This is a genomic window from Paenibacillus sp. FSL M7-1046, assembly GCF_038007405.1.
In the GTDB taxonomy this organism is placed as follows: Bacteria; Bacillota; Bacilli; order Paenibacillales; family Paenibacillaceae; genus Paenibacillus_AQ.
In genome coordinates, this window is the sequence record NZ_JBBOXB010000001.1 from 6,947,274 (window position 1) to 6,974,255 (window position 26,982).

At 48.2% G+C, this 26,982-nt stretch carries 27 protein-coding genes and 1 pseudogene; 4 read left to right on the top strand and 24 right to left on the bottom strand.

Annotation, left to right across the window (positions count from 1 at the left end; all coding sequences use genetic code 11):
• Nucleotides 1-3: 3 nt before the first annotated feature.
• From NYE29_RS31140 to NYE29_RS31160, 5 genes and pseudogenes are all read right to left on the bottom strand, one after another.
• Nucleotides 4-489 carry a hypothetical protein gene (locus tag NYE29_RS31140; protein WP_340898931.1) on the bottom strand — a complete coding sequence of 162 codons (486 nt, stop codon included), beginning with the start codon at nucleotides 487-489 and terminating at the stop codon, nucleotides 4-6.
• A 31-nt stretch (nucleotides 490-520) separates the two neighbouring features.
• Nucleotides 521-1,066, bottom strand: coding sequence for an AAA family ATPase (locus NYE29_RS31145; RefSeq protein ID WP_340898933.1), 546 nt, complete (start codon nucleotides 1,064-1,066; stop codon nucleotides 521-523).
• A 237-nt stretch (nucleotides 1,067-1,303) separates the two neighbouring features.
• Nucleotides 1,304-2,392: an IS200/IS605 family element RNA-guided endonuclease TnpB gene (tnpB, locus tag NYE29_RS31150; protein ID WP_340898935.1), complete on the bottom strand. Its 1,089-nt coding sequence runs from the start codon at nucleotides 2,390-2,392 to the stop codon at nucleotides 1,304-1,306.
• Nucleotides 2,393-2,623: 231 nt separating this feature from the next.
• Nucleotides 2,624-4,033 (bottom strand): NAD-dependent malic enzyme, encoded by a 1,410-nt coding sequence (locus NYE29_RS31155; RefSeq protein ID WP_340898936.1) that lies wholly within the window; start codon nucleotides 4,031-4,033, stop codon nucleotides 2,624-2,626.
• Between the two features lie 208 nt (nucleotides 4,034-4,241).
• A pseudogene (locus NYE29_RS31160) lies at nucleotides 4,242-4,319 on the bottom strand (TetR family transcriptional regulator); the annotation flags it as partial.
• A gap of 83 nt (nucleotides 4,320-4,402) precedes the next feature.
• Here NYE29_RS31160 and NYE29_RS31165 point away from each other — a divergent pair.
• Complete coding sequence (locus NYE29_RS31165) at nucleotides 4,403-5,395, top strand: acrylyl-CoA reductase family protein (RefSeq protein ID WP_340898937.1); 993 nt, start codon at nucleotides 4,403-4,405, stop codon at nucleotides 5,393-5,395.
• Nucleotides 5,396-5,467: 72 nt separating this feature from the next.
• On the opposite strand, the gene NYE29_RS31170 is transcribed toward NYE29_RS31165, so the two are convergent.
• The 6 genes from NYE29_RS31170 to NYE29_RS31195 form a co-directional block, all read right to left on the bottom strand.
• Nucleotides 5,468-7,807, bottom strand: a complete 2,340-nt coding sequence (locus tag NYE29_RS31170; RefSeq protein WP_340898938.1) for an ABC transporter permease — start codon at nucleotides 7,805-7,807, stop codon at nucleotides 5,468-5,470.
• Nucleotide 7,808: 1 nt separating this feature from the next.
• A complete protein-coding gene (locus NYE29_RS31175; protein WP_340898940.1) occupies nucleotides 7,809-8,570 on the bottom strand; it encodes an ABC transporter ATP-binding protein in 762 nt (253 codons plus the stop codon).
• 99 nt (nucleotides 8,571-8,669) lie between these two features.
• Entirely contained in the window at nucleotides 8,670-9,929 is a 1,260-nt protein-coding gene (locus NYE29_RS31180; RefSeq protein WP_340898941.1) for a HAMP domain-containing sensor histidine kinase, read from the bottom strand.
• Nucleotides 9,926-10,609, bottom strand: coding sequence for a response regulator transcription factor (locus NYE29_RS31185; RefSeq protein ID WP_340898944.1), 684 nt, complete (start codon nucleotides 10,607-10,609; stop codon nucleotides 9,926-9,928). The genes NYE29_RS31180 and NYE29_RS31185 overlap by 4 nt, the downstream gene beginning before the upstream one ends.
• Nucleotides 10,610-10,761: 152 nt before the next feature.
• Nucleotides 10,762-11,502 (bottom strand): cupin domain-containing protein, encoded by a 741-nt coding sequence (locus tag NYE29_RS31190; RefSeq protein WP_340898946.1) that lies wholly within the window; start codon nucleotides 11,500-11,502, stop codon nucleotides 10,762-10,764.
• A gap of 167 nt (nucleotides 11,503-11,669) precedes the next feature.
• Complete coding sequence (locus tag NYE29_RS31195; RefSeq protein ID WP_340898947.1) at nucleotides 11,670-13,262, bottom strand: sensor domain-containing diguanylate cyclase; 1,593 nt, start codon at nucleotides 13,260-13,262, stop codon at nucleotides 11,670-11,672.
• A 178-nt stretch (nucleotides 13,263-13,440) separates the two neighbouring features.
• On the opposite strand from NYE29_RS31195, the gene NYE29_RS31200 reads away from it, so the two are divergent.
• Nucleotides 13,441-14,295, top strand: a complete 855-nt coding sequence (locus NYE29_RS31200; protein ID WP_340898948.1) for an alpha/beta hydrolase — start codon at nucleotides 13,441-13,443, stop codon at nucleotides 14,293-14,295.
• Nucleotides 14,296-14,375: 80 nt separating this feature from the next.
• Here the strand turns inward: NYE29_RS31200 and NYE29_RS31205 are convergent, their stop codons facing one another.
• From NYE29_RS31205 to NYE29_RS31225, 5 genes are all read right to left on the bottom strand, one after another.
• The gene (locus NYE29_RS31205) at nucleotides 14,376-14,942 is read right to left on the bottom strand and encodes a YfiT family bacillithiol transferase (RefSeq protein WP_340898949.1); all 567 of its coding nucleotides are present in this window, start codon (nucleotides 14,940-14,942) and stop codon (nucleotides 14,376-14,378) included.
• Between the two features lie 45 nt (nucleotides 14,943-14,987).
• The gene (locus tag NYE29_RS31210; protein ID WP_340898950.1) at nucleotides 14,988-15,662 is read right to left on the bottom strand and encodes an HAD family hydrolase; all 675 of its coding nucleotides are present in this window, start codon (nucleotides 15,660-15,662) and stop codon (nucleotides 14,988-14,990) included.
• Between the two features lie 102 nt (nucleotides 15,663-15,764).
• Nucleotides 15,765-16,505, bottom strand: a complete 741-nt coding sequence (locus NYE29_RS31215) for a GTP pyrophosphokinase (RefSeq protein ID WP_038590140.1) — start codon at nucleotides 16,503-16,505, stop codon at nucleotides 15,765-15,767.
• A gap of 204 nt (nucleotides 16,506-16,709) precedes the next feature.
• Entirely contained in the window at nucleotides 16,710-17,744 is a 1,035-nt protein-coding gene (locus tag NYE29_RS31220; RefSeq protein WP_340898952.1) for an HD-GYP domain-containing protein, read from the bottom strand.
• A gap of 159 nt (nucleotides 17,745-17,903) precedes the next feature.
• Nucleotides 17,904-18,365 (bottom strand): hypothetical protein, encoded by a 462-nt coding sequence (locus NYE29_RS31225; RefSeq protein WP_340898953.1) that lies wholly within the window; start codon nucleotides 18,363-18,365, stop codon nucleotides 17,904-17,906.
• 200 nt (nucleotides 18,366-18,565) lie between these two features.
• Between NYE29_RS31225 and NYE29_RS31230 the strand changes: the two genes are divergently transcribed.
• Nucleotides 18,566-18,871 (top strand): Dabb family protein, encoded by a 306-nt coding sequence (locus NYE29_RS31230; protein ID WP_340898955.1) that lies wholly within the window; start codon nucleotides 18,566-18,568, stop codon nucleotides 18,869-18,871.
• 4 nt (nucleotides 18,872-18,875) lie between these two features.
• On the opposite strand, the gene lepB is transcribed toward NYE29_RS31230, so the two are convergent.
• Genes lepB through pgsA form a run of 4 tightly spaced genes read right to left on the bottom strand, consistent with a single transcriptional unit; the run spans nucleotide 18,876 to nucleotide 21,298 of the window.
• Entirely contained in the window at nucleotides 18,876-19,370 is a 495-nt protein-coding gene (lepB, locus tag NYE29_RS31235) for a signal peptidase I (RefSeq protein WP_340898957.1), read from the bottom strand.
• Between the two features lie 22 nt (nucleotides 19,371-19,392).
• On the bottom strand, nucleotides 19,393-19,794 hold the full coding sequence (locus tag NYE29_RS31240) for a DUF4265 domain-containing protein (protein WP_340898959.1): 402 nt from the start codon (nucleotides 19,792-19,794) through the stop codon (nucleotides 19,393-19,395).
• A 30-nt stretch (nucleotides 19,795-19,824) separates the two neighbouring features.
• Entirely contained in the window at nucleotides 19,825-20,691 is an 867-nt protein-coding gene (locus NYE29_RS31245) for an SDR family oxidoreductase (protein WP_445322190.1), read from the bottom strand.
• Between the two features lie 16 nt (nucleotides 20,692-20,707).
• Nucleotides 20,708-21,298 (bottom strand): CDP-diacylglycerol--glycerol-3-phosphate 3-phosphatidyltransferase, encoded by a 591-nt coding sequence (gene pgsA, locus NYE29_RS31250; protein ID WP_340898960.1) that lies wholly within the window; start codon nucleotides 21,296-21,298, stop codon nucleotides 20,708-20,710.
• 246 nt (nucleotides 21,299-21,544) lie between these two features.
• Between pgsA and NYE29_RS31255 the strand changes: the two genes are divergently transcribed.
• Complete coding sequence (locus NYE29_RS31255) at nucleotides 21,545-22,357, top strand: hypothetical protein (RefSeq protein ID WP_340898962.1); 813 nt, start codon at nucleotides 21,545-21,547, stop codon at nucleotides 22,355-22,357.
• 61 nt (nucleotides 22,358-22,418) lie between these two features.
• On the opposite strand, the gene NYE29_RS31260 is transcribed toward NYE29_RS31255, so the two are convergent.
• The 4 genes from NYE29_RS31260 to NYE29_RS31275 all read right to left on the bottom strand — a co-directional run bounded on the left by NYE29_RS31260 (nucleotide 22,419) and on the right by NYE29_RS31275 (nucleotide 26,973).
• Nucleotides 22,419-23,210 (bottom strand): lipid II flippase Amj family protein, encoded by a 792-nt coding sequence (locus NYE29_RS31260; protein WP_038590118.1) that lies wholly within the window; start codon nucleotides 23,208-23,210, stop codon nucleotides 22,419-22,421.
• A 148-nt stretch (nucleotides 23,211-23,358) separates the two neighbouring features.
• Nucleotides 23,359-24,870, bottom strand: coding sequence for a serine hydrolase domain-containing protein (locus tag NYE29_RS31265; protein WP_340898967.1), 1,512 nt, complete (start codon nucleotides 24,868-24,870; stop codon nucleotides 23,359-23,361).
• A 2-nt stretch (nucleotides 24,871-24,872) separates the two neighbouring features.
• A complete protein-coding gene (locus NYE29_RS31270) occupies nucleotides 24,873-26,222 on the bottom strand; it encodes an FtsX-like permease family protein (protein WP_340898968.1) in 1,350 nt (449 codons plus the stop codon).
• Nucleotides 26,197-26,973, bottom strand: coding sequence for an ABC transporter ATP-binding protein (locus tag NYE29_RS31275; protein ID WP_340898969.1), 777 nt, complete (start codon nucleotides 26,971-26,973; stop codon nucleotides 26,197-26,199). Before NYE29_RS31275 ends, NYE29_RS31270 begins: the two co-directional genes overlap by 26 nt.
• Nucleotides 26,974-26,982: the final 9 nt, after the last annotated feature.

Below are 26,982 nucleotides of genomic sequence, written 5' to 3' on the forward strand. Positions count from 1 at the left end.
CGTCTACCACCCGCCTGAATCGATGGTATCGACTTCAATTCCTTTTCCAGCTGTCAGATGAAGGTTCGCATTGCCCTTGCCTTTGTTTCCGACAATTTTAATCCGGCTGTTTCCTTTGATAAGCGGCAGCTCCACCGAACCTTCAGCGCTGCCTTCGGCAATGACTACCGTTTCCTCTTCCGGAGTTATGAGTACGACTTTAAACTTTCCTTTGGTGATATTCTGCTCAAACTCGATGCCTAGCTTGCCTTCCTCCACTGCCTCAATGCTCCACAAAGTATCCGATCCATAGAAGCCAGTAAATGTAAGCTCGGCATCCTGTGCAGTCACTTCACCTATACGATCCTTGTAAGTAAGGCTGTCTCCGCTCTGCACGATCACCTTGTTGTCGCCATACACATCCTTCTGTTTCTGGTCGACACCGCAGCCGGCAAACACCACAGTAGCCAGAACCACACCAAGACAACAAGCAATCCCCCGGTTGTACATCTTATACACTCCCCATGATTACATTCAACTTTTAACTTTTATATTGACTGGACAGATAGCTCAGCACAGCCTCCACACGTTCATCTACCGACATTTCCCCTATTAACCGCAGAACCGGACATCCCAGCTCAGACATCCATTCCTCATGCAGTGTTCTGCTTCTGACCTCCACACCTGCCGTATCATATAAAGCGGCCCATTCCAAAAAAACCTGCACATCTGTAAATTTGCTCCCACCCGGCAGACTTTCCTTCCCATACCGCTCATATTCTCTTGCCTTTAAGCGCTCCAGCCGGAGCTCCGGTGGAATCCACAGAAAGATTACCAGGTCAAAATAAGTGCGAAGTTCATCTCCCCAGCCACAGACAGCCCCGGAAAGTATCCATGGTCCGGCATGATCCAAATCCCGCTTGATTGCAGCCAGCCTCTCCGTCTTGTCACTCTGCTTCGTGAATTTGTGCTCCCAGAAATAGTCGTCGCTATCCAGATGCACATGCGGCAGCTTCTCTGCCAGCGCCTGGCCGAGCGTGGTTGTGCCGGATCCGGAAGCCCCCATAATATGTATCCTGCTGAACATGGCTCCTCCTGAACTTGTAATGATTATTTATAATTGTATAATTTTTCACTTGAATCTCCACCATTTAGCTGACGCTTGAAGGGGTGGATTCTTGCGAACAGAGGAGCAACCTCCTCTTTTGGGCAAGCGATCCCTGCGTTCTCGCAGTTCTACGTTTTTTTCGTAGTAAAAAAATCGAACATCAAAGATTTTTGCGTTTGCAAATATTTACGAGCCAAATATTTTTATAGGTAATAGCTATACCGCTACCTGTTTGATATTATGAGCCGCATTTTCATCCCGATCATGGTGTGTTCCGCAAGCTACACATGTCCATTCTCGAATCGAGAGGTTCTTCACTTCGGGATGGATCGTGCCGCATACGTGGCACTGCTGACTGGTCGGCTCGAAGGTGTCGGCAACCCGGAGGGTTCGTCCATACCAGGATGCTTTATACGTCAGTTGACGCACCCATTCGCCCCAGGACGCATCAGCGATGGACTTGGAGAGTTTGGGATTTTGAATCATATTCGCCACACGCAGATGTTCGATGCTGATCGTTTGGCACTCACGGATCAGCTTCGTTGTCATCTTGTGGAGAAAATCCTTCCGAGAATTTGCAATGTGTTCGTGAATACAAGCAATGTGTTTCTTGGCTTTCTTCCAGTTGGAGCCCCCTGGTGTGCGTCTTGCCAAACGCCGCTGCCACAGCGCAAGCTTTTTCTCGTATTGACGGTAAAACCTGGGGTTGGCAAAATGCTCGCCGTTGGAGCACACAGCGTATTCCTTTAGCCCCAAGTCAATGCCGATATGTGCATCTGCTTGTGGGAGTGGGGTCTTTTCGACCTCGCAAACCAGGGAGACAAAATACTTATCGCTGGCGTTTTGCCGTACCGTAGCGGACAGTATACAACCCTCCAGCTTCCGAGAGTTGGCGAAACGCATCCAGCCGAGCTTCGGAAGCTTCAATTGGTTGCCTTCAATGGCGATATTTCCGTTCGTGAATTTCGTGGTGTAGCTTTGTACTGGATGCCTCCGGCTTTTGAAGCGAGGCGCTTGATTTTGCTTTTTGAAAAAGCGGTCAAAGCTATCTGCCACATGCCGAACGGCGGACTGTAAAGCAATACTATCCACTTCTTTGAGCCAGTCATATTGTGTTTTTAGGACAGGGAGCTGTGTCGCACAGGTCTGATAGGACAAACCTTTGCCTGTCTCGACATAGGTTTGGTTCCATTCTTCCAGGAAATGATTGAACACAAAGCGGCAGCAGCCAAACATTCGACGAATGAGTTGCTGTTGCTCGGTATTTGGGTAGATGCGGTATTTATAGGCTTGATGAACGATCATGTGCGACACCCCCTTTTGTAGTATTTTCTTACAGTATAGCACATACGTTCGCTGAATAGTTGAAAACCGCCGATTCCTCTCCGCCTATAGAGGTCGGAGTCTTTTCGGCTTTTGAAGATAAAAGATACAGCGGCACATTTCACTCCCCTGCGGCAACTATTGAAGCGGAAGCAAAGCAAATAACCCGCAGGCCGTTGTGGCCGCAGGTTTTTCGCTTGCTCTTTGGTGACCTCAGTCCGAAATATCCGGAGGAATACGGCGCGCCGTACGGGTGGTGATAGCTGCCTTGATTACTGCCAGCCGCACCTGCTCCACCACTTTCTCATTAAAAATACTCGGAATGATATACTGCTCATTCCGCTCATCCTCCTGTACAACTGAAGCAATGGCCTGTGCAGCGGCCAGCTTCATCTCCAGATTCACCTCTCTTGCCCTGCAATCCAGTGCTCCGCGGAAAATTCCCGGAAAACAGAGCACATTGTTGATCTGGTTCGGATAATCGCTTCTTCCGGTCGCCAGCACGCGGGCATACGGTTCGGCCAGTTCAGGCTCGATCTCCGGATTGGGATTGGCCATGGCAAAGACGATGTTGTCCTTGGCCATGCTCTGCAGGTGGCTGACGTTCAGAATGCCTCCGCTGGATACGCCGATAAACACATCCGCCCCATGGAGCGCCTCCGTCAATCCGCCGGATAAACCCTCAGGATTGGTATTATCCGCCAGCCAGCGCCATTCGGCATTCCCGTAAGCTTGCTCTCTGCTGAGAATCCCCTCCCGGTCAACGGCATAAATGCTGCGGGCTCCCGCTGCCAGCAGCAGGCGGCAGATGGAGACGCCGGCTGCTCCAATGCCGACCACGACAATTCTGCAGGAAGCGATATGCTTGTCCACCACTTTCAAGGCATTTAACAGTCCTGCCAAAGCCACAACCGCCGTGCCATGCTGATCGTCATGAAACACAGGGATATCCAGCTCGGCAGAGAGGCGCCGTTCAATTTCGAAGCAGCGGGGTGAGCTGATATCCTCCAGGTTGATACCGCCGAAACCGGCAGAAACCGCTTTCACAATCGCGATGATTTCCTCCGGATCCTTGGTGTCCAGGCATAAAGGAAACGCATCGATATCTGCCAATTGCTTAAAAAGCATCGCCTTGCCCTCCATGACCGGCATGGCCGCCTGCGGTCCGATATCACCTAGGCCGAGTACCGCAGTTCCGTCGGTAACGACGGCAACCGTATTTCTTTTCATCGTCAGCGAATAGGCTTTACCCGGATCCTCGGCAATCGCCATGCAGACGCGGGCAACACCAGGTGTATACACCAGTGACAGATCCTCCCGGTTCTTGATCGGCATTTTGGGCGTGATCTCAATCTTCCCGCCAAGGTGGGCCAGAAACGTCCGGTCGGATACATTGATAACCTTAATCCCCGGCATGTTCGACAGTATCGTAATAATCTCCTTATTGCCCGCATCCTGGACGTTTACGGTAATATCTCTTGTAGTCACATCCTTGCCTGCACGGATGACGTCAATGGCCACAATATCCCCGCCAGCTGAAGCAAGTGCTGAAGCAACATCACCAAAAGATGCAACCGATTTGCGGATCTCCAGACGGATTATCATTGTTGTTGCAATGGACATAGAGTAAGCCTCCTTCTCTAAGCGTTCTATACCAATATACTACAGTTCACAGAATGTACAAAAGAAACTTTTCCGTGGAACTATTGGTCCCACGTTCACAATGTAAGCGCCATTCATAGGATCAGCACTTCGATGCTGATGGCTGCACAGCTGTCATAGTAGCCCAGGTTGATTTCCCGGTACAGGAATCCGGCTCGCCCCGGCCAGCCTACTTATTCTCGAAATAGTAATGCACGACCCCCTTACGGACTTCGGCATGATCTGCGATGGTCTGCAAGGTCACGGAATCATAGCCGTTGACCGGTCAGAATAAATATTATATAACTGACTTACCTATCACAGAACGTAGAAGAACAGGAGCGAAAACTCATGCCTGAAACATTTCAAGCTTTGGTTGTGGACAAAACAGACACGTTTAAGGTAGCTGTACAACCGGTGACACCTGGGGAATTGCCTGCCGGTGAGGTGCTGATCAAGGTATCCTACTCCAGCGTGAACTATAAGGACGGCTTAGCCAGCATTCCGAATGGAAACATTCTCCGCAATTATCCCTTCATCCCGGGCATTGATCTGTCCGGAATCGTTGTATCTTCAGCAGACAGCCGGTTCCAGGAAGGACAATCCGTCATTGCCACCAGCTATGGCATCGGCGTATCCCATTTCGGCGGCTTCAGTGAGTATGCCCGGATTCCTGCCGAATGGGTCCTTCCGCTGCCGGAAGGTCTTTCCCTGCGCGAAGCGATGATCTACGGCACCGCCGGATTAACGGCTGCCTTGTCGATTCAAGCGCTGGAGGATAACGGGGCAGCGCCGGACAAAGGCAAGCTGCTGGTAACCGGCGCAACCGGCGGTGTCGGCGGAACAGCCGTAGCGATGCTGGCCCACAAAGGCTATGCGGTCACAGCCAGCACCGGCAGAACGGAAGAAGCCGGTTATCTGCAGACCCTGGGTGCAGCCGAGGTCATTTCCCGCAGAGACGTCGGCGATGGTACAGGCAAGCCGCTTGACAAGCAGTTGTGGCAGGCTGCCGTTGATTCCGTAGGCGGCGGCCCGCTAGCGGCGGTACTCAGCAAGATCGCCTACGGCGGCGCCGTTGCCGCAAGCGGCTTAACTGCAGGAACGGCAGTCCCGACGACCGTGATGCCGTTTATCCTGCGCGGCGTAAGCCTGCTTGGTATTGATTCCGTCTCTTGCCCTATAGAGAAGCGGCTGAAGATTTGGCAGCGTATGGCAAGTGATTTGAAGCCTGTGGTGCTGGAGGAGCTGGTCGACCGGGAGATCGCCTTGAGTGAGCTGCCCGCCGCATTGGAAGACATCCTTAAATCGAATACCAGAGGCCGGGTACTTGTCCGCCTCTCCTAGTCCTAATACAACAGCAGCCACCCGGGAAATCATGCCCGGGTGGCTTTTTTAGTTTAAGCATAAAGAAACTGTCTACTCTGTGATCAATTCATAAGCCGTAATCCGTTTGATCCGGCTGGAGACCAGCATGGATATGAGATAAGCGAACAAGACAAGGCCTATGCCCAGTCCTATGATCATCGGGGCCTGTATATTAAAGTTCACCTGTGCGATTCCCGCACTGGACAGCAGCATTTCGAGCATGGAATTGGTATAAAGACCGCCAAGGCAGGCGCCGATGAGAACGCCCACCGTTACTACAGGGAGAAAGCTCATAGCTATTTGCGATCTCAATTGGAATGTCGTGTAACCTAAGGCACGCATTATGCCCAGTTCCCGCTTCCGTTTCAGGATGCCTGTCTGAATTACCAGGTAGAGAATTAAGCTAACAGTAAGTACAGTAATTGCCAAAATCACAACCATAAGGGTGAAAATGGCTGATATATACACTTTCATCTGATCTGCAATGGATTTTTCGGCATTGGTTACAGACTGAAGCATATCCGGATATTGTGATTTCACAGCTTCAATAAACTCCGGAGAGGTAGTGCCATCCAGATAGACGTTAATAGACATTGCCTGTTGGCCCGGCATCAGCCGCTGCACACCTTCAAGCGCCAGAGATGCATCTGCGCTTAAGGATTGGCTCAGGCCGGTGATCAGAAATGGTTCGGACACTTTGCCCAAATCAACATTTATCGTATCCCCGATACTTTTCCCCAGCAGCCTGGACAAAGTACTGGTAATCACAATTTCGTTATCATATTTCGGATGGCGGCCTTTCACCACTGTGTTATTGTCCATCTGCGCATAATCATCGGAGAAATCAGACGACACCTGACGACCGTTGATCGTTACCGTGAGGTAATCCTGAAAGATCGCTTTTTCGACGCCGTTCATCCCTTTAATCTCCTTCAGCAGCCGTTCACTGTCCTGCCCCTGCTGAACTTGAATTCCAACATTGGGTGTTTCGGCACCGGTCATTTGAAAGAAGGCCGTTTTATCCTCGGCAATATTATAGTAGAACACAGCCGAGAAGACGGATGCAAACGTAATCGCCGTTATAATACAGCCAATTAACAGGTTCTGCCGGCTATTGGCAAGCATTGTTTTGCAGGCCAGCAGAAATTGCAGGCCTCCCTTGGCCTTATGCAGTGGAAGGTGATTGCGCTTGAAATTATGCGTCAGAATCCCGCCCCGCAACGCCGCGACCGGCTGCAGTCTGCGCACACGCCAGGCTGAACCCATCGCCACTGCCCACACAAGCAGCATAAGGATAGCAATACTGAGCAACGAGTTGCCTAATGGGGTTCCGCCAGGCCAACGCAGACCCGTCAGCGTGGCGATGATACCTCCGAACGCTTGAACCGCAGCGTAGGAAAGCGCTACACCGGCAAGGCTCCCGGCAAGACCGGTCAGCGTAAATTGCAGAGCAAAGGAGGATGAAATCTGCCGGCTCGTATATCCCAGTGCCTTGAGCACACCGATGTTCACTATTCCTTCTTCGATGCTGTCCGCAATGCGAAACTTGATGACAATCAGCGACACCACCACAATAATGGCTGCAAAAACAATCAGAATCATCGCGACAATATTGATTGTGAGTGTCGAGCTTTCGGCCTGTCCGATATCACCGCTCCAGTAATTGATGTCGTTCGAGTCGTTAAGCTCCGGAAACTCGGCGCTGTAATCTCTTAAGAATGATGCAGACTGGCTGCTGTCCTTGAACACTGCCGACTGGAGGATCCCCTCTGCATCAGCTCCCAGCTTGTGTTGAAGTTCACTGTAGGTGGTGTCCGGCAAATAAAATTTCATCAGAGCCAGATTGGGCTTGCCCATCAGGGTAGACTCGAAAAATCCGGTGATCTTGTAGCTGTAAGTCACATTCTGATAGGTAAGACTGAAGGAGTCACCCAACTGGTAGCCTCCGCTGGCTTTCAAAGAATATGGGGCTAAAATCCCAGTTTCATCATTTGCCGGCAAAGACTCGACCAACTTAACTGGTGCGATGTTGCGGTTGTTATCTGTATTCAGAAGTGCGATACGCAGACTGAAATCATTATCGATGCTTTTGTCATAGCGGAAAGCAGCCTTGGGGATGAGGATAATCCGTTCCGTTTCCTGTTCCTTTACCCCTTCATAGGATTTAATATAATCCTCAGTGGAGGGCTTAAAATGAGAGGCTGACATTGTAATCGCTGCATGCGCATCATGCAGCTCATCGGCCTTCTTCTCATAGAACCTTCCCATTGAGGAGACAATTGTGATGCCGATATTAAGCAGTAATGAAGCCGTCAAAATCAGGATGAACAGGGAAAAAGCTGCTCCTTTTCTTTTTTTGATATTAGCCCAGGAGAGGTTGAGAACGTTCATCTTACCACCCCATTTCAGCAAGAAAGGCATCCAGCTTGTCATGCCTTTCCTGATGCTGCCCTTCGTCATAATCATCCAGTCGAAGATCACCACAAATCATCCCGTCGCGCAGGTACAGGATCCGGTTCCCGCGCAAAGCCGTTTTGAAATCATGGGTCACCATAACAATGCTTTGTCCGCTCCGGTTGATCCGGGTCATGATATCGAGCACATTGGTGCTTGATGCGGAATTCAGCGCTCCCGTAGGCTCGTCCGCAAATACGATCTTGGGATCATTGATCAGCGCACGCACAATTCCGGCCCGCTGGGCTTCACCACCGGACAGCTGCGAAGGAAACTTGCCCCATGTGGCCTCCTCCAGCCCTACCTGGCTAAGCAATTGCTTCGCTTTAGCGGTCAGCTCCCGCTTATTCCGGCTCACCAGCAGAGCGCTCGCAAGCATATTGTCGAGCACACTCATGTTGTCGAGCAGATAGATTTGCTGGAAGACAAATCCGCAATGGTTTCTGCGGAAAATGGCGAGCTGGTCATTGCTCAGCTTGGCAATGTTGGCGTTCGCGAAATGAACTTCACCGAGAGACGGTCTGTCCATACCGGACAGGGCATACAGCAGCGTCGATTTGCCCGAACCCGAACTGCCCATGATAATCGTGAAATCCCCTTCCATCAGGCTGATATCCAAATTTTTCAGCACATGCTGCTGTACTCCGCCGGAAGAGAAGCTTTTACATAATTTTTCGGTTCTGAGAATTGTATTCTGCATGAATGGATCATCCTTTGTTCATTAGTAGCTTGCAGATCTATCATACACAATCAATTCTTAATCCTTCTTTGCCGGAACCTTAACCATTCCTTAATTCGTTTACACCAGCTTTAATCGCAGGCTGACCGTAAAGCCGCCTTCACGATTGCTGCATTCAATCTCCCCTTGCATGCCCTGCATCAGGTATTTGGAAATATAAAGACCGAGTCCCGCTCCCGCCTGACCGGTAATATTTTGTCCCCGGTAGAATTTGTTGAACAGCAGCGGCAGCTCATCCGGGTCTACACCTTTGCCGTAATCCATAATATCGATTTGTAAATAACCGGAGGTTAGGTAAGTAACAACGGTTACCGCAGTATTTGCATATTTATAGGAGTTGCTAAGGATGTTGTCGAAAACCTGCTGCAGTCGCAGCGCATCCGCATAAATCATGCACTCCGGGATCGGGTCGTGAAATATCCGGTTATCCAGGTCGGTATTTTGCAGGATATCATCCAGGATACAACTGTATTCCTCAGTTCCTTTAACCTTTAATTCCTGCAGCTCCTCCAGCGTCGCATGAAACATATCCGTTATCATAAGATCTATCTGCTCGGCTTTGGCATTAATCATGTTCAGCTGCCGTATGTCCTTCGCATCCATTGCGCGAAGCAGCATCAGTTCGCTGACCGCCTTAATCGAAGCAACCGGGGTTTTTATATCATGACTTAGGCTGGCCACCAGCTCTTTTTTACTGCGGTTGGCTTCATATTCGCTTTTCCTGGCCGCAGCAAGCTGTTCACGCATAATGTCAAAGCTTTCGGTAAAAACGCCGAACGGATTGTTTTTGTTCATGTTGAGCGGAACTTCCAGATTCCCCCGGGCCACGTTCCGTGCGAAACCCTGCAGTTTCTTGAAGGGTGAGATAAAGGCCCGCTGCAAATAAAAAACATAAAGCCCGCCCAATACCAGCATCATGAAAAAGCTGACCGTGATGACCGTCGCCAGCTGGTGCTTGTTCTGCTGGATCTTTGCGCTGTAATCCTCCCGGATAATGAGCTTGCCTGCCGTCACTCCCTGCACCGTTACGTCAAGGATTGCATCCCTATTGCGGATGGCATCATTCAGCCCCGTAAACATTCCATCCGCCGTTTGGTAGCGCAATAAGCCTTCTTGATCCAATACAGCGAATTGCTGCGTGACGCTGCTGTAATCGCCTTGCTCAATCCGCCCCCAGTTCTTCTCAACGGTCTTCAGCACATCGTTGGCCATAACCATATCCAGCCTCATGTCAATGCCTTCCGGGATGATGGACAGCGAAAAAACAACTCCTGCAATAAAAACAGCGAGCATTGTCAGGAGCACTCCCCTGGACCTCATCGCGGACTATCCTCCAGCACATAGCCCTTTCCCCACACGGTCTTAATATACTGCGGACTGTTGGGATCGTATTCGATCTTTTCACGCAGATGGCGGATATGCACATTCAGCGTTCCATCACCGGTAAACGAATCTTCCCATACTTTGGCGAATAGTTCTTCCTTCGGCACCACCCGGTTCTTATGCTGTGCCAAATAACAGAGCAGCTTGTACTCCATGGTTTTGAAACGGATCTCCTCTCCGTTTACGAGAACACGGGAGAGCTGGGTATCAATCCGAACCTGACCGAACTCCAGCTGTTCCGCTTGATCCTTGTTACCGTAACGCTTCAGCACAGCCTTTACTTTTGCCAGCAGCACACTGAGTGTATAAGGCTTATGGATGTAATCGTCTCCGCCAATATTAAGCGCAATCAGAATATCATCGTCGCTGGAACGGGCACTTATGAACAGAATCGGGATCTGCAGTGTCCCTCTTAGTTTTTTGCACAGATCAAAACCCGAGCTTTCACCCAGGTTAATATCCAGGAGAATAAGTGACGGTTCATGCTCCTGCACAAACCGCTCACATTCTGCCGCACTGGTTACATATGCGCTCTGAACCTCAAACATATTCAAATATTCGCAGGTAGTTTCCGCAAGTACGGCCTCGTCGTCGACAATTAAGACATCATATCTCATTTTGCATAATCTCCATCTATCGTTAAAATTTACAAGCCTATAATTCTCTCTCTACGATACCATGAAAATAGAGTCAAAATAAATAAACCCGTCAATTCGACGGGTTCTGGGTAGCGCTGAGGCTTCAGTTGGTGATGGTACGTGAGATAAGTTTACAGATTCTCGGGAGGGTTCACCACATTCTGATAAACCGGATAGGCCTGGGCATAAGGCTGCTGGTGATACTGCTGAACATAAGGCTGGCTATAATAGCCGGGACTGGCGTATGGCTGGTACCCGAAGGAGTGCGCTTGCGGGGCATGCGGAACATGCATAGGCATGTGAGGAGCCATATTGGGGGCTGCGATATTTTCACCAGCCATCTTTGATGGTTCACAGCAGTCCGCGGGCGGTCCGATAAAGGTACCCGGTTGAAGCGGAGCCAGTGCATCCTTCACTTTAGCTTCGTTAAGACAGTAAGTATGGGCAAGTACATTCGCCGGCGTGAGACTCAGAATGTCCGAACCCAGAATCACTTCCGGGACAGGTGCATTAAAGATAGCCAGCAGATGGGTGCAATCCATCGTTGCGACCTCATAATGCCACCACCCCTGCGGCACATTCGCCACTTGACCGGGGCAGATCGGGAAATGCAGCAGCTCATTCGTAAAGGGATTGATTATGGAAACCACTGCCGCACCGGAGATGCAATAGACCAGCTCCGCAGCATTTTGATGATAATGCGGTTCGACGACATTGGATTTGCTGAGGAAAATATCAAGCAGAGATGTGTTATCCAGGGTGTTCAATTCCTTAATCGACAAGGTATTGATATAGTTGTTGGCATCCTTCTTAAACGTTGTATTGCTGTTTACATCAAAAGTAAACTGTGTATTGGGAGACTTGTAATCCATGTATGACGTCACTTTGTTATCCTTCCCTTCTGCTGACCGTTTTTTATTCGTTCTGCAGTAGGATATGTATCCGCCCAGGCCCAGGTGACGACTTTCTCACTCCAAGCCCAGGAATAAAATTGCCCCATGGATACAGCTTATTAAATTTCCGCAAAGATGCTGCGACCTTATTCACCGGCGATAATAGTCCGGTTTCTGCCTCTATTCTTGGCTGCATATAGCGCCCGGTCCGCCTGTCCAAGCAGTTCTTCCAGCGAAACGCCGTGTGTGGGATAATGGGCAATGCCCTGTGAGGAAGTTACCCGCATAGCCAGAGAAACGTCGCTTTTCTCTAATGTCTTGCGGATTCTTTCGGCGACGATATAAGCATCTTCAGCCTTTGTCCTTGGAAGCAGCACTACAAACTCTTCTCCGCCGAAACGGCAGCATACATCTCCTGGACGGACACTGGCGCTGAGAATTCCGGCTACTTGGCGAAGCACCTCATCTCCAGTCAAATGGCCATACGTATCATTCACAAATTTGAACTTGTCCACATCCAGGACGATCAGGGAAAAAGGCATTCGCGCGGCGATCCACTGATTCATACTGATTTCCAGTGATCTGCGGTTCACAAGCCCTGTCAGCAGATCGGTCATCGCCTCCTGGGCCAGTTGATCATTCTGCTTCTGGATATCTTTCCAGGCCATAACGACTGCTTGGGTCAGCAGATCGGCTTCCCGGTTCCAATGAGGTTTCAGTTCAGGCACCTTCATATTGTCTTTGCCGATCCTGTTCACCAGGTCAGCTAGAAACACGAATGGCTTGGCCAACTGGTGGGCCAGCAGAAAAACAAAAATCAGCAAAATTACAAAAGGAATAAGCGTATAAGTAAGAATCTTGCGCATATGGGCCATTAATTGTTCCTGAATGAAATCTACAGGTGATACGACAACAATTCCCCAGCCATTCGCCGGAACGGCGGAAAAGCCGGCTAGCATGGACTGCCCCTTTACGTTTAGCGCCTCCATTTGCCCGCTTTCACCTTTCATCAGCTTCTGTACCACCTTATTAGCGCTAACATCTTCATTCATCCGCTCTTTATCGGGATGGAACAGCACATGCCCTTCAGAGCTGACGATGTAGTAATAAGAGCCGGAATCATCTATGTTATTATTCCCGAATATCATATTGAGGATATTGAAGTCCTGCAGATAGACGGACCCCCCGAGCACTCCAAGATATCCTTTGTCTTCGCTGTACAGCGGCTCACTCATAAAGAAAAGCATTCTTCCGGTTGAGGTGGTGGTGTATGGTGCGGATAAATATGAGTTTTTTAACCGCAGCGCTTCCTTGACTGGAGGAGATACTATCGGTTGCCCGACGATCCCCAGCGATGCAGGTGAATTGTTAAGAACCACGCCGTCAGCGTTTATCAGAATTATCGAATTAAAATAGTTGCTGCTGTTGCGCATTAGCTCTAAATAGCGGTCAATAGCTCCCGGCTGTGCTGTCTCATGCTTGGAAATCTGATCTGCGCTATACAGCAGACTGCTGCGCATGGAACGAAAAAGTGAATCTACTGTCTTGCTCATTCTCTCGGCATTGGACAGATTCAGACTAAGTGTAGTTTCCACCAGTGATTTTTTCTTAGATTCATATGAACCGATGAGTAAAATCGTTGTTGTGAGCAGAAACACGAGTGTTACCAGGGCAATAAGCAGCCAAGTCAGACTAAGCTTCTTTTTGGACCGGGCATCTGCTCCCCGTGGTAAAGGCATTCCTAAACCTCCTTGTATTCGCGAGCCTATTTGTACTAATTATAAACGAATGCGAAACAGAGTCTACCTGCATATTTTTTCCCATTTTCTGCACCTGCCGGCACATCTTTTGCCCGCCTTCAGGGTATCCTTCTCATTGTCGGATGTATAAACCAACAGCAGGAGGTAAACACAAATAATGTGGATAAAAAACAAACTCACCTTAAGCCTGATCGCTGCGTTCCTGATCCTGCTGGCACTTCAGCCGCTGTTGGCCGGACAAGCTGAAGCTGCTGCTGTAAAAGGCAAGCCTGAAGCCAAGCAAAGTCTTACCTTCGTACTTGTGCACGGGGCATGGGTGGATGCCAGCTTCTGGGATGAGACGGCAGCCGAACTGCGCAAAATGGGACATACCGTGTATACGCCGGAATATGCCGGTCATGGCGGGGACAAGAATACGCAGGTTACTCATGAGCAAGTAACAAAGTCAGTGGCCGATTTCATCAAGCAGAAAGATTTGCATGAGATAATCCTGCTTGGGCATAGCTTTGGGGGCTCTGTGATCCAGAAAACCGCCGAGCAGGTTGCGGACCGGATTAAGCGGCTCGTATTTTTTGACGCCTTTGTACCTCTGGACGGACAAAGCGTTGCGGACCAGTTCCCCGCCCCCGTACAGGAGCTGTTCGGAAATCTGCTGAAAACATCCGGCAACAATACGATTATGCTGCCCTTTAGCCTGTTCCGTGACGTCTTCGTCAATACTGCCACACTTGAGCAGGCACAATCCCTATACCGGAAGGTTATTCCCGAGCCGGCAGGTCCGGCATTTCAGAAGCTTGATCTTAAGAAGTTCTACAGCTTACAGCTGCCTAAAAGTTATCTGTTCCTGACGGAAGATGCTGTGCTGCCTCAAGGGGCTTCCGGCTGGCATCCCGGCCAGTCCAGCCATTTGGGAATGTTCCGCTACATTGAAGGGACCGGCGATCATATGACAACCGTTCACGCGAATCCTCGGCAAATTGCCGATAAAATCGTTCAAGCCAGCCGGGACTAAGACATCCGCGGCCGGACAAAATTAAAGAGCAGGCGGCGGGACGTTTTCCCCGACCACTTGCTCTTTTTAATTAGGGGCGATTACCAGCCACTTCGAAGTACCAATGAGCTGATTTGAGCGGTATGATGACGGTTATGCCATACATATCTTTGGACTGCCGCATCCAGCGTCATTGTCCCGAGTCCCAGGCTTACAAAGGTTCGATTATAGTCCGCTTCGTTCAGCGCATCCAGCAAAAGCGCAAATCTCCCGTTGAGGTGCTTCAGCAGCTGAAGAGAAGATTCAATGGGCTCCTCCAGGTAATCGCTTTGTTCCGCCCATAAGTCCTGACGGTACGAAGGTATCTCGGGGGCATCCTCAGTCAATCCCCGCTTAAAACGCAGATAGGCATACATATTCGTATCTGCCAGATGATGCACCACTTGCCGTACGCTCCAGCCGCCTGGCCGGTAGGGTGTGTTCAGCTGCTCCAGTGTCAGCGGCTCTACTGCTTTGCTTAAGACCTCCGCCAGCTGCCGGATATCTTGAACCGACTGATTTCGTACTTCGCCTGTCCGGCATTCTGCCGCTTCGAACCTTCCGATAGGGTAGCGCAAACGGTCCAGTTCCTGATCTGCTGATGTATAGCTCTCCATAATAAAGTCCATTTCCTTCCGGACTGCCTCTCCTTGACGTGCATAAATCGCGCAGCCTTATAGCAAATCGTAAAACTCATCCAAATTCTTCACCATATAATCCGGCTGCACCTCATGGTTCCAGACCTCTTGATTCCGGTTAAGCCAGCAGGCCTTAATGCCTGCTCTTGCTGCTCCCAGCACATCCGAGGCAGAATCACCAATATGGATAATCTGTCCGGGTTCTACACCATAATGCGCAATAACTTCGCCAAACATCCGGTTATGGCTGTCATTCTTATACGACAGGTGCTCTTCTGAAGTAAACAGCCTGATTGGATAACTCTTGTAGAAATCGGGAAGCATCTCCACATCTGTATCGCTGACAATACACACTTGATATTCTCCAGTGATCCGCTGCAAAAAATGCTCCGTCTCCTCATACAACTCTGACAAACGGTGTTCGGCAAATAAAACATCTACTGCCTGCAGGTAATCATACTCCATTGCCTCCTGCTGAAACACTTTCTGGAAGCTGTCGCTGTATATCTCTCTGCTGGTCCAGTAGACCCCGGAATCGCGGATTGTTGTCGCGGCCTTGTAATAGTGGCTTAAGAGCAGCCCGCCAAGCTCTGCCGCCCGTTCCTCGCTATAGCGCTCCTGCAGGATCGGCCTCCACACATTTCCCGTCCGCCCCTGGATGTTTACCAGTGTCTGAAACATATCCAGGCTAATTACTTTGTATGGTTTCATGAACTTCCTCCTACAGATTAAAGCGTGCCGCTACGAACACTGCCGGTGAATTCCAGTAAAAATATGTACATGCTATACGCATCAGCACTGCTTAGACTATGACTAATTCCCTAACAGCTTGATGAAATCGGCGGGCAGATGTAATTGCTGGTTGTTAAGGATGATCCGACGCAACTCTTCAAAGGAATCGTCCTCCTGGGCGTCTTTAATTTCCTGAATCTCACGGTGCAGGCGTTCCATTTGCAGGTCGAGATCAGCTGCTTTATCGGCGGCTTGTTTGAGTTCGCGGGTCAGATGTTCAGGTACCGACTGGCTGTATTTATAGAAAATTTTGTGCTCAAGGCTAGCCCAGAAGTCCATCGCAATCGTACGGATCTGCACTTCAACACATACCAGCTCCGTGCAGTCCGACAGAAATACCGGAACCTCCACTAACAGATGCAGGCTCTGGTACCCATTCGGCTTCGGATTCTTAATATAGTCCTTAACCTCAAGCACCTTCAGATCATCCTGCTTCTGCAGCATTTCACTGACACTGTATATATCCGAGATAAAAGAGCAGGTGATTCGCAGGCCGGCGATATCCTTGATGCTGGATTTCACGGCAGCCAGCGAAAGCTCGCTGTTCTTGCGCAGCATTTTACTCATAATGCTCTCCGGGGATTTGATCCGTGATTTGGTATGCTCTATCGGGCTGTAGTCATGAAGGATCTGAAACTCCTGTTTCAAAATTTCAATCTTGGTCTCCATTTCCTCCAGAGCGAATCTATAAATCATCATAAAGCGGGTCAATTCGTGTTTGATCTGTTTTAAATTTTCCATCTGGTTGTTATCGACATTCATAATTAGTTCTCCTCTTCTAACTTCTACAAGTCCCGCATGTCCATTCGGCTGCCGATCCCTATAGTAATCTTTCATTCATCATAGCTAATCTACCCGCTGAATTCAAATCCAGCGATGCACAAAAAGGCTATCTGACGGGATCTGCTACAGACCCCTATCAGATAACCTTTGCTATGAGCTGGCTTGGTGATACCCCAATACCTTTTAGATAAATACCTCTTCAACCGACAGGCTGCGCTCCCGTGACAAATCTCTGAACGTTTCGTTCACTTTTACCAGCGGCTTGAACATATCCAGCGGATTATTCATTACGATAGTGCCTATTTCCCCGTTGCTAAGCCGGACATTCTTGCCTACGAAGCCTGGCAGCATATGTCCTGTAAGCGCCTGTACTACATTACCGTTCAGCTTGCCGAACCCCATTTCATGCACTTGGCGCAGCACGGTAACCAATCCCTGTTTGGGCTGGTTCAGTCGCGAAGTTGTAAGTCCCATGTAAATGTTAGCTACAGTGACGATTTCGGTATACGGGTGAATTTCACCTTTACGGATCATGTTCGGATAACCTGAACCATCCTCAAACTCATGATGCTGCAGCGCTACCAGCGCCGTACCTTCATCCTTCATAGAACTGCGGATGATATCGTAGCCGTGGGAAGTATGGCGTCTCAGCTCGTCCTCCTCGATAGCGTTCAACATTCCAACTTTATTCAGAATGGACAATGGCACCTGGCTTTTGCCGATATCATGCAGATAGCCGGCACGGCTGATCATGTACCGTTCCTCTTTGGAATAGCCAAGCCAGGAAGCAATATAATAAGACAGCATCCCTACCAGCAAAGAGTGTTGATAGGTGTCAATATCGTCCCGGTCAAGCAGGAGCAGCAGAGAAACCACATCTTTTTGCGCATCCAGTGTTTCCAGCAGCGGCCGCAGAGTGCCGTCCACCATGGACGGGCTAAAGCTTCCCTGAGCCAGCGCCTCCATAAAAATAGATTCGTAATTTTGTATCGCGAGATCAAAATCCTCATTCAAACCGTGGTTTAAATCCGCATCTTCCCCATCACGGGACAGCAAGCGCGCCTCAATATCCACATAATCTATTTTGTGCCGCATCAGGATGGTAATTTCCTCCCGTTCTACGACAGTTCCCTTAGGGAGAACATGCAGGCCCAGACTATTGAAAGTGTCCGTGATAAGGCAATCGCCATTTTTGAGATCTGTGACATGTACTTTCAAGTATCAGCACCCCTTCTTATGTACAGGAATCAATAAATTCCCAGAGCTTTACTTGATCATAGTCAAAAGTGCTCAAAGTAACAATATGGTGAAAGTCGCATTCACGCCGCCGGCATAGTTCAAATGAATCCCCTACTTTAGCCACCCACCGGTATGATTTTACATCCATTTTAAAAATCTTTTGTATTTTAGCTGGATCCCGTTTACTTCAGCCCAGCTGGTCAACCCCTTCATCGCCTGCTCGCGGTCATCCATAAATCTGAAGCATAGATTGACAGGTACGATACGTTTGCCTCTTGGCATAATGCCGATTAAAGGACCATCAATCATAATCCACTTAATCTCTCCCGGCAACAGCCTTCTATTTCGGAGAAAGATGGACTCTCTCCCCCATTTAATTTCAGTTGCCTTCCGCAGCGCTTGAAACATAAAAAATAATAGTAACAAACCGCAGACGCAGAGCCAGGTTACTACGAAATAACTCAGTGCGGGGTGAGGATGAGCCGTGTTAGATGAATTTATATAAATCATTTGAATTTCGATTGCGATCACGAAAACCATACCCAGCATTGATCTTAAAGCTAAGGGGAATTTGATGTTTGTTGCAAAAGTATCCGGCATAATGTACTCCTTTCACGAAACGGGTATTATATACTGTAACTGCTCTCCACAAAACTAAGCGTTTGCTTCCGAAGCCGTTTTGTGATGAAGTTAAACAAAGGAGCGATTGCTCACAAAACTAAGCGTATGCTTCCAAAATAGTTTTGTGATGAAGTTAAACAATGGAGCGATTGCTCACCAAACTTTCAGGAGGTTGTAAAATGTTCGAGCATCTGGTTATTTTTAGATTCAATGAGCATTATGAACCACAAAAAGAAGCGCTGCTGATGCAGACACTTCTGGGTTTAAAGGACCAAATACCGGGGATCGTGGACCTTACGGCAGGTGTGAATGTCACGGAAGAGACTGAGAATATGCATGGATACACACTAGGGCTTCGCGTGACCTTTGCAGATCAGGAAGCCCTCCGCCAATACGGGCCGCATCCGGCACACCGCCATTTTGTTGAATTGTTAGAGGGGATTATTGAAAATGTCGTAGTTGTTGATTACCCCATCTCAAAGTAACGGGTTAGAACAGATCACTGATGTCGACGAGCATCTTGCCGATCAGCTTATCCTTAGCCACAAAAGGCGTCGGCCACAAATGGGCATCATAGCTGACATTCCGGTTGTCACCAAGGAAAAAGTAGTGGTCAGCAGGGACGGTGACAGGTCCGAAAGTATAGTTCATCGTTTCCTTAAGATACGGCTCGTCGAGCTTCTCCCCGTTTCTGAACAAAGCCCCATCTTTAATCTCAACGGTGTCTCCCGGCAATCCCATCAGCCGTTTGACGTATTTTTTCTGCACGCCCTCTACCGGAGGAATAAACACAACAATATCACCATGTTTGAGCGTGGTCAGCCAGAGCATTTTCTCTACAACAAGACGGTCGTTAACCTCGATCGTTGGATCCATTGAATCGGTAGGCACGCGCATCGCCTCAGCTACATAAGTACGAATAAATAAGGACAGGACAACCCCGATTAGGATGCTGGGCACCCATTGCTTCAGAAACTTTTTCATTTTGCCACCTCAGTTGATTAGTTTAGAGTTCAAATCGTTCAATAATCCGGGCCATTTCGCCTTCGACATCAATTCCAGAGCTATGGGGCATATGGATGACAAGCAAACCGCCGAAGATCTGCTCCGTTCTCCCCTCGTCGTCCTCGATGCGCTGCTTCATATCCCGGATCTCCTTCGAGCTTGCCGCTTCCTTGCTGAGCAGCCAGGCGTATCTTCTGAACCCGGATTTCTCCACCGTCTCCACGTAATATGAAATGCCCTGCTTCTCTTTCACTCTGATGATGTCGCCTAGCGCGATACCCGGGTTAAAGATCGGTGTCTCTTCAATGCGGTATTTATCCCGCGCTACCGGGGTCACATCAAGGATTTCAATCTCACGGCCAAGCTCGTCGAAGCATATGTGCAGCCCCACAGTATCCGGCATGGTCACACCTCAATTCTTATGATGTACAGCTTATTTCAGTTTTGCGAGCGACCGGGCGATGATGCGTTCCAGCGTTTTCCAGGGCAACAGCGTTTTACCGAGAATCAGCGTTCTAGTCCCTTTCCCAACGGGATAACGCAGCTTCGGTGCGGACATTGCGGCAATACGCCCGATCAGCTCGGCCACCTGCCGGGGATCGGGAGCCGTCTCTGCGGTTCTCCGGGAATAACGTAGCACCTCTTCCAGCTTCTCCTTGTACGGTGAATCGGCCAGGCTCTGAATTCCCGAGATCCCTTTGCCCCAGATAGGCGTACGGAAAGATCCGGGCTCCACCAGCACAACTCTGATGCCAAATGACGACAGTTCCTGGCGCAAGCTCTCGCTGAAGCCCTCAACCGCGAATTTTGAAGCAGCATATGGCGCATAACCGGGAAATCCGAACCGTCCGCTCACGCTGCTGACATTTATAATAGTGCCCGTCTGCTGCTTGCGCATCAGGGGAATGATGTTCTTAGTGACCTCCACCAGGCCAAAAAAGTTGGTATCCATCTGCCGGCGCCACTCCTCCATACTTACTTCCTCCATAAAGCCGCCGACAGCAAAACCTGCATTGTTAACCAAAACATCGACCCTGCCGAACTGCTCAATAATCTCCGAGACAGCCGATTCAATGGATGCCGTATCTGTCACATCCATTGTCACCAGATGAATCCGCCCTAGAAATCCGGCTTGCTCGGCCTGTTGCACCAGTTCGTCTTTGCGGCTTAAATCCCGCATAGAAGCGATAACCTGATATCCTTTCTCCGCAAGGGTAAGCGCGCTGAGCATCCCAAACCCGCTGGAGGTTCCAGTGATAAGCGCTATTTGGTCATAGGGTTGTTTGTTAGTGTGGATCACATGTACCTCCTGCTGTTCAATGTTGATCAAGCTTCAGAATACGGTAATTATTCTTTATGTATAGATAACCCGAATAGACAGTCAGGACAAGCGCACAGTACATTAGCATCTGATCAATGCGGATAGCCGTGATGAAGCTGAAAGGCCAATTGTTTAACAGGACTGCGGAGATCGCCGCCACTTGAAATACCATTTTCAGTTTTCCGGACTTATCGGCCTGCAGGGCGATTTTTTGCGCGGATGCCGTCATTCTGATCCCTGTTATAATGAACTCTCTGCCGATAATAATAATGGCAACCCAGGCAGCGATATCGTGCCGGCCCGCCATTAAGATCAATGCTGCCGAGATCAGCAGTTTGTCGGCCAACGGATCCAGCAGCTTGCCAAGATTCGTAATCTGATTATATTTTCTTGCAATATAACCGTCCAGTTTATCTGTAACCGAGGCCAGAATAAATACGGCTGCAGCATAATAAACTCCATACAGATCAATATGCTGCAGAAGAGCTGATTTGCTGACTAACCCATCCGGATATATAGGAAACAGCATTACAAAAACGGGGATCATTACTATGCGCGTCACGGTTATCTTATTCGCCAGATTCATCGACGTCCTCCTTGTATATTCTTTCAATCATCATATCATAGAATAGGTTATATCTGGAAATGTAGTTACGTCAATAAAACGAACTGGCGTTCCACTTCGCTCTTGACTATCCATTAATTTCAAGCTATAGTGAGTAACAAATATATACGTTGAGCGGGCGAAGCACCTCGCAGGACAGGCATTTATGCCTTTCTTGGGGGTGCTTTTTTGTGCGCTTTAACGCAATTCAGACGGGAGATGAAGAAGATGATTTATTCGGCAGGCAAGGAAAGTTCCAGGAACAGAAAGGCTGCGCCCGTTTATTTCAGAAGATTGGCTGGTTTGCTAATTGTATTAGTGATCCTTACGGGCAATATTCCGCTGGCCGCAGCAGCAGGAGACTGGGACTCCGCGCTGGAAGAATTTCATGATTTATATGAAGATTACACCGGACTACAGGTTACGCTTAAAGCTGAAATTTCGAGGAATCAGACGCTGCGCAAACAAAATACCAGTGATCTTTCCGCGATTAATTCGCAGCTTCAGTCCATTAACCAGACTCTCCTCAACAGACTGAAATCCGAGGCCGAAGCGACGCAGAAGAAGCATGCACCGTTGCTGGAACAGTACACGACACTCGGCAAGCAGGCCTCAGTCGCCCGTAAAGCCAATAATCAGAAGTCTGCTGCTTCCTTGAATTTGAAGCGCAATAAACTGAAGGCATCTGCAACCGCTGCGCGTGCAGAGATCAAAGTAAAGACTACAGCCCTTGCTGAAGCGCGGAAGTCTACCGCTGCCAAAATCAAACCGGCAAAGGATGCCCTTGCCCCGGTTTCTGCTCTGCGGAAGCAAATTACCGCAGAGAACAAAAAAGTAAGCGAGCTGCAAGCTATACGTTCTGAAGCTGACAAACGTTATAAAGCCGCTGTCAAAGCAGGAGACGCTGTTGCAGCCGCTGCAGGGATGAAGCTGTCTTATGCCAAGATGAGCGAAATACGCGTCATGGTTCAGCAGATGTACAGCTGGGAGCAGAAGATATCAGCTGCGCTCCGGACGGCGGAATCCAAGATTCCAAAGTAAAGCTGCTGCCCAAAGAAACAGCCACACTGCAACGCCTGTCTCGGCGCAGTGTGGTTGTGCACTATATCAGCTGTACCAGCCAGCTGATGAAATAAGAAGCAGGCTCAAGCACAAGCTGGCCCAGCAAGGTTCCGAGGAAACGTGCGCCCATCAGCAGCACATAGATTTTTCCCAACTGGTCGCGATATTCCAAATGCTCCGTAGCCTTGTGCGTGATAATGCCAAGCTGCGGGTCAATGAAGATGGTCAGCAGAATCGTAGCCAGCCCGTTGATAAGTCCTGAAGCTTGAGAGGCGGTTGTGCTGAACTCTGGCGATAAATGCGCCGCGTACAATGAGGAGAGCACCCCTACGGTATAGAACGCAGTAACAAAGATATTCATGATAATAAAACGTTTTGGAATGCCAAGATATCTGAAGCTGGGCAGTTTTATTTTCGGTTTTTTGATATATTTCCGCGTGTTCTTAAGCTGGCCGATGGTGACGCTGGTCAGCAGCTTCGGAATAGAGCCTTCCACCTCCAGCTTGGAAATCACTCTACCAAACAGGCCCACGAAGGTAGGGAATATGGCAATCGCTATCAAAGTGCCAAGCGATGAAGCCAGCATGATGATCCGCAAATAATTGATTAAGGGAAAATCCGGGTGTGTTTTGGCAAAGTCAACAAATTTGGCGGTAAGCGGTGCTTGGATCATATTAGCCGTTCTGGATACTAGTACAATAATTCCGGTCAACGATAATGCTATGGCGATCTTGTTCAGCTTCACTCCGGCAAAGCGAACGGAATACGACAGGGTTTCTGCCGTATGAATGATCATTGTCAGCAGGCATACCACAATTAGACTGTTTGTCATTTGTCGAAATCATCTCCATTTATAAATTTATCCAGTTCATTCTGCATCCTCCTGAGGTGTTTGAAATTACGCAAGAAAACGAGAGCCCGGGTGGATCGAATCGTCCATCCCCAAGTTCTCGTACCTCTTGAACAAGCTTACTTTGTCCTTATGATATTTTCATTTTCTTTGAAAAAATGAGCATTGCTCCAAAGATATAATAGATGATGCATACGGCTATAGCACTACAAAAAGTCACCCAGATCGTAGTAGGAGCCCATACTTTTATAAATGACCAAGGCAATCCTCCAAGTAAAATTTTCGGAAACATGATTATTAATGTTAAACCTGCCGCAATGATCAATGTATGCAGCAGCAATAACAGGATTATTTTTACATTTAACTTTATCCAAATCCGCTGTTTTCGAGCGAGTTTCACCATGATTCTTATTATTAAGAATATGAATAAAACACCCAAACAGCCGACGATTATACATACAATTGTTAAGATTTGGTCTAAATTTTGGTAGCTGTCAGAGGGATCGCTGGTTACGTCCTTTCCTTCCCACAAATCCATAACGCCTTGACCTATTGCAGTTGTAAAACTCGTTTTCATATTGGTCAGGATGGCTACCCCTACCTGTTCATCGGGCTGCATAATGAAGTACGATGTATATGTCGGATTCTCTCCGGCATGAGATATATATTGTTTATCTTTTTTGGTCTGGATTCCCCATCCGCTAGCATAGTAAGTATCCACATCAAAAGGCTCTACAGTTCGGTCAGGAACATGTGATTCTTTTATTAGCTGTTTATCTATGACATTGTCCGGATCAGTTCCTAGCTGCAGATTCATCCATTTCGCTATATCGTTCGCATTACTGATAATATATCCAGCTGGTATATTCCCTCGATATATTGGTGGTGAGTAGGCTTGTGCTTTCATAAATCCTATTTTATATCCGGTAGCCAGCTCTGCAGACTGGGATTGATGCAGCCCAACAAACGAATCCTTCATTCCGACCGGTTCTAAAATATGCTGTTTCATATAAATATCATAAGGCATCTTCGTTACAATCTCGATTACGAATCCCAATACATCATAATTGATTGTTGCATATTCGAAGGAGCTTCCCGGTTTACGATTCAGCTGCTGATCCAGTAATGTTTTAACGGTTAGTTCTAACGCTTCATTTGTATTACCTTCAGGAATGTTGGCTATTGTATTCGATGCTATTCCGCTAGTATGATGAAGGAGCTGATTTAGAGTGATCGTTTGCGGCTCATCATTATAAGTTAATTCCAACCACGGTATATACTTCTTGACATCATCGGTTAGTTTTAACATCCCCTCTTTTTCCAATTTCAAAATGGCTAGACCTGTGAAAGCTTTCGTTGTTGAGCCTATTTCAAATAAAGTATCACCGGTCACTGGTTTTTTCGTCTTTACATCCGCGTAACCGAAACCTTTCTGATAAATCGTTTTCCCCTTCTCTACAATGACTAGCGATATTCCCGGAGTTTTACTCTTACTTCTTTGTTCTTCAACAAAGCGTTCGATCTTCTGTATTTTTTTATTTGATTCGCCTGAGTCGGCGTTAGCTGTAGTCTGTGAATAACCGCTAGTCGACAGAAGAAGAATAGCGATCATTAAAACAACTATTTTTAATGACGATTTCATAACTAATGCTCCTTGGTCAAATTTATGATTTTCATATAGCTGCTACAGGCGACTAGGAAATAAATCGTCTGCAAAACCACATAAATGCCGATGATGACGAACGAATAGAGCCAATTGGATACCATAAGCAGGTTGTCCAGTGCTTTGAGAGCGACTAGCGCATGAACGATGCCGACGAGACAGGGCACGAAGAATAGAATACCAGTCTGCGTAACAACAATTCTCCGAAGCTCGCCTGAAGACATCCCAATTCGGGTCAGCGCCTTATATTGCGCCTGATTTTCCTGCAGTTCCGTAAACAGTTTAAAGTAAATCAAGCTGCCGGAGGCTATGAAAAACAGCAAACTGATGAACACCCCAATAAACATCGTTAGCGATATCACTCCTTGGGCATCATCATACTGCGTCTTGATATCGTCCAGTTGCACCGCAAGTCCAAGCATATAAATCGTACCGGAGGCCGTTAAAATAACCGCACTTAAAATCGATACAATAAACAGCATTCGTGCATTCTCCTTCAGCTTTTGGTCAAGCTGAGCGAATACGATCAGATTCGTTCGGTTGTAGTATATGGCTGTACAACTTTGGATAAATCGAAGCAGCAATCCACTAAACTGCGTAAATAACAGGTAAGTTCCAGGCAAAATGGTAAGCAAAATATACAGCGCCAGCATGTTGAAGTTCTTTGCATTTAACATTAGAGCCATAGTATATGCGGCTGCTATGCATACGACCGAAAGCACAGCAAGCCATGGCGAATAAACGAGTTTCTCTTTCGAGCCGCCCGCTGCATTAAGCAAAACAACAATTTCCGTACGTCCTGCCCGTATCACCGTTCCCAAGGAAATGAGTGTGAACAGCATGAAGAAACTACTTGCCGTCATGCATACCGAACGTAGCGGTATGGCAACCGGGATCGGATCTTTCAACCCTAACAGCACAGCGAGTGCCATAAAGAATGGCTTGCTGAAAAAAATGCCCAAGCCGATACCAGCCCCAATGGCCATAATCGTTATAACTGTACTTTCTAAAATAATAAGTATAAGAAGCTGCCGATGCGTCATTCCAAACAAAGAAAGAAGACCGAATTCCTTCCTCCTCGACTTCAAAAACGCCGAACTGGAATAAAGTACGAACAGAAACGAGAAAACAACGATAATGTATTGGCAGAACAACATCCCCTGTCTTACTTGCACAGACCCTAAGATATGGCCACTCGCGAGGTCGGGATGAGAAAGAAAAGCTGCATACATGTAAAAGATCATTACAGAGAACACGCAACTCATAAAAAATGCGCTGTACGACCGCCAGTTGCCGCGAATGTTGCTAAGCGCGAGCGAACGGAACGTCATTAAAATTCCCTCCGAGCACGCTCAGGGCGTCCAATATTTGTTGGAAAAACGTTTGTCGATTGGAGCCCCGCCGAATTTCCGAGAAGATTCTGCCGTCCTTAATAAATACAATACGCTGGCAATAGCTTGCTGAGAACGGGTCGTGCGTCACCATTAACACCGTTGCCTTCAAATGTTCGTTCAACTCCTTCAACGAATCCATCACATCCTTCGCGGACTTCGAATCCAGATTGCCGGTCAGCTCATCTGCAAGCATTAACGACGGTTCATTAATGAAGGCACGTGCAATAGCCGCTCGCTGCTTCTGTCCACCAGACACCTCATACGTACGTTTGTTCAACAGTTTGGCAATTTCTAACCGCTCGGCTAGCATATACAATCTATGTTCGATTAACTTAGGGGCCACCCCTTCCAGTACAAGCGGTAAGATAATATTTTCTTTAATGGACAGCGAGTCCAACAAATTGAAATCCTGAAAGATGAAACCAAGCTCGCGCCTTCTGAAAAACGCCAAATTTTTATTGCTGAGCTTGCTTGGATCAATACCGTTAATTTCTATGTATCCGGCCGTCGGACGATCAATTGCTGCGAGCAGATTAAGCAACGTTGTCTTGCCGCTTCCGGATGGCCCCATAACACCGACAAATTCGCCGCTTTCTACACGTAAATCAATGTCATGTAAAGCTGTACAAACAACATTGCCTTTGGAGCTGTAAATTTTACTCAGCCCCTGCGCTTCAAGTAAAGTCATTATTCAATT

Excerpts from the sequence above, each read along its gene's own strand:
- NYE29_RS31140 (WP_340898931.1), bottom strand. The coding sequence starts at position 489 with ATGTACAACCGGGGGATTGCTTGTTGTCTTGGTGTGGTTCTGGCTACT.
- NYE29_RS31145 (WP_340898933.1), bottom strand. The coding sequence starts at position 1,066 with ATGTTCAGCAGGATACATATTATGGGGGCTTCCGGATCCGGCACAACC.
- tnpB (WP_340898935.1), bottom strand. The coding sequence starts at position 2,392 with ATGATCGTTCATCAAGCCTATAAATACCGCATCTACCCAAATACCGAG.
- NYE29_RS31155 (WP_340898936.1), bottom strand. The coding sequence starts at position 4,033 with ATGTCCATTGCAACAACAATGATAATCCGTCTGGAGATCCGCAAATCG.
- NYE29_RS31165 (WP_340898937.1), top strand. The coding sequence starts at position 4,403 with ATGCCTGAAACATTTCAAGCTTTGGTTGTGGACAAAACAGACACGTTT.
- NYE29_RS31170 (WP_340898938.1), bottom strand. The coding sequence starts at position 7,807 with ATGAACGTTCTCAACCTCTCCTGGGCTAATATCAAAAAAAGAAAAGGA.
- NYE29_RS31175 (WP_340898940.1), bottom strand. The coding sequence starts at position 8,570 with ATGCAGAATACAATTCTCAGAACCGAAAAATTATGTAAAAGCTTCTCT.
- NYE29_RS31180 (WP_340898941.1), bottom strand. The coding sequence starts at position 9,929 with ATGAGGTCCAGGGGAGTGCTCCTGACAATGCTCGCTGTTTTTATTGCA.
- NYE29_RS31185 (WP_340898944.1), bottom strand. The coding sequence starts at position 10,609 with ATGAGATATGATGTCTTAATTGTCGACGACGAGGCCGTACTTGCGGAA.
- NYE29_RS31190 (WP_340898946.1), bottom strand. The coding sequence starts at position 11,502 with ATGGATTACAAGTCTCCCAATACACAGTTTACTTTTGATGTAAACAGC.
- NYE29_RS31195 (WP_340898947.1), bottom strand. The coding sequence starts at position 13,262 with ATGCCTTTACCACGGGGAGCAGATGCCCGGTCCAAAAAGAAGCTTAGT.
- NYE29_RS31200 (WP_340898948.1), top strand. The coding sequence starts at position 13,441 with ATGTGGATAAAAAACAAACTCACCTTAAGCCTGATCGCTGCGTTCCTG.
- NYE29_RS31205 (WP_340898949.1), bottom strand. The coding sequence starts at position 14,942 with ATGGACTTTATTATGGAGAGCTATACATCAGCAGATCAGGAACTGGAC.
- NYE29_RS31210 (WP_340898950.1), bottom strand. The coding sequence starts at position 15,662 with ATGAAACCATACAAAGTAATTAGCCTGGATATGTTTCAGACACTGGTA.
- NYE29_RS31215 (WP_038590140.1), bottom strand. The coding sequence starts at position 16,505 with ATGAATGTCGATAACAACCAGATGGAAAATTTAAAACAGATCAAACAC.
- NYE29_RS31225 (WP_340898953.1), bottom strand. The coding sequence starts at position 18,365 with ATGCCGGATACTTTTGCAACAAACATCAAATTCCCCTTAGCTTTAAGA.
- NYE29_RS31230 (WP_340898955.1), top strand. The coding sequence starts at position 18,566 with ATGTTCGAGCATCTGGTTATTTTTAGATTCAATGAGCATTATGAACCA.
- lepB (WP_340898957.1), bottom strand. The coding sequence starts at position 19,370 with ATGAAAAAGTTTCTGAAGCAATGGGTGCCCAGCATCCTAATCGGGGTT.
- NYE29_RS31240 (WP_340898959.1), bottom strand. The coding sequence starts at position 19,794 with ATGCCGGATACTGTGGGGCTGCACATATGCTTCGACGAGCTTGGCCGT.
- pgsA (WP_340898960.1), bottom strand. The coding sequence starts at position 21,298 with ATGAATCTGGCGAATAAGATAACCGTGACGCGCATAGTAATGATCCCC.
- NYE29_RS31255 (WP_340898962.1), top strand. The coding sequence starts at position 21,545 with ATGATTTATTCGGCAGGCAAGGAAAGTTCCAGGAACAGAAAGGCTGCG.
- NYE29_RS31260 (WP_038590118.1), bottom strand. The coding sequence starts at position 23,210 with ATGACAAACAGTCTAATTGTGGTATGCCTGCTGACAATGATCATTCAT.
- NYE29_RS31265 (WP_340898967.1), bottom strand. The coding sequence starts at position 24,870 with ATGAAATCGTCATTAAAAATAGTTGTTTTAATGATCGCTATTCTTCTT.
- NYE29_RS31270 (WP_340898968.1), bottom strand. The coding sequence starts at position 26,222 with ATGACGTTCCGTTCGCTCGCGCTTAGCAACATTCGCGGCAACTGGCGG.
- NYE29_RS31275 (WP_340898969.1), bottom strand. The coding sequence starts at position 26,973 with ATGACTTTACTTGAAGCGCAGGGGCTGAGTAAAATTTACAGCTCCAAA.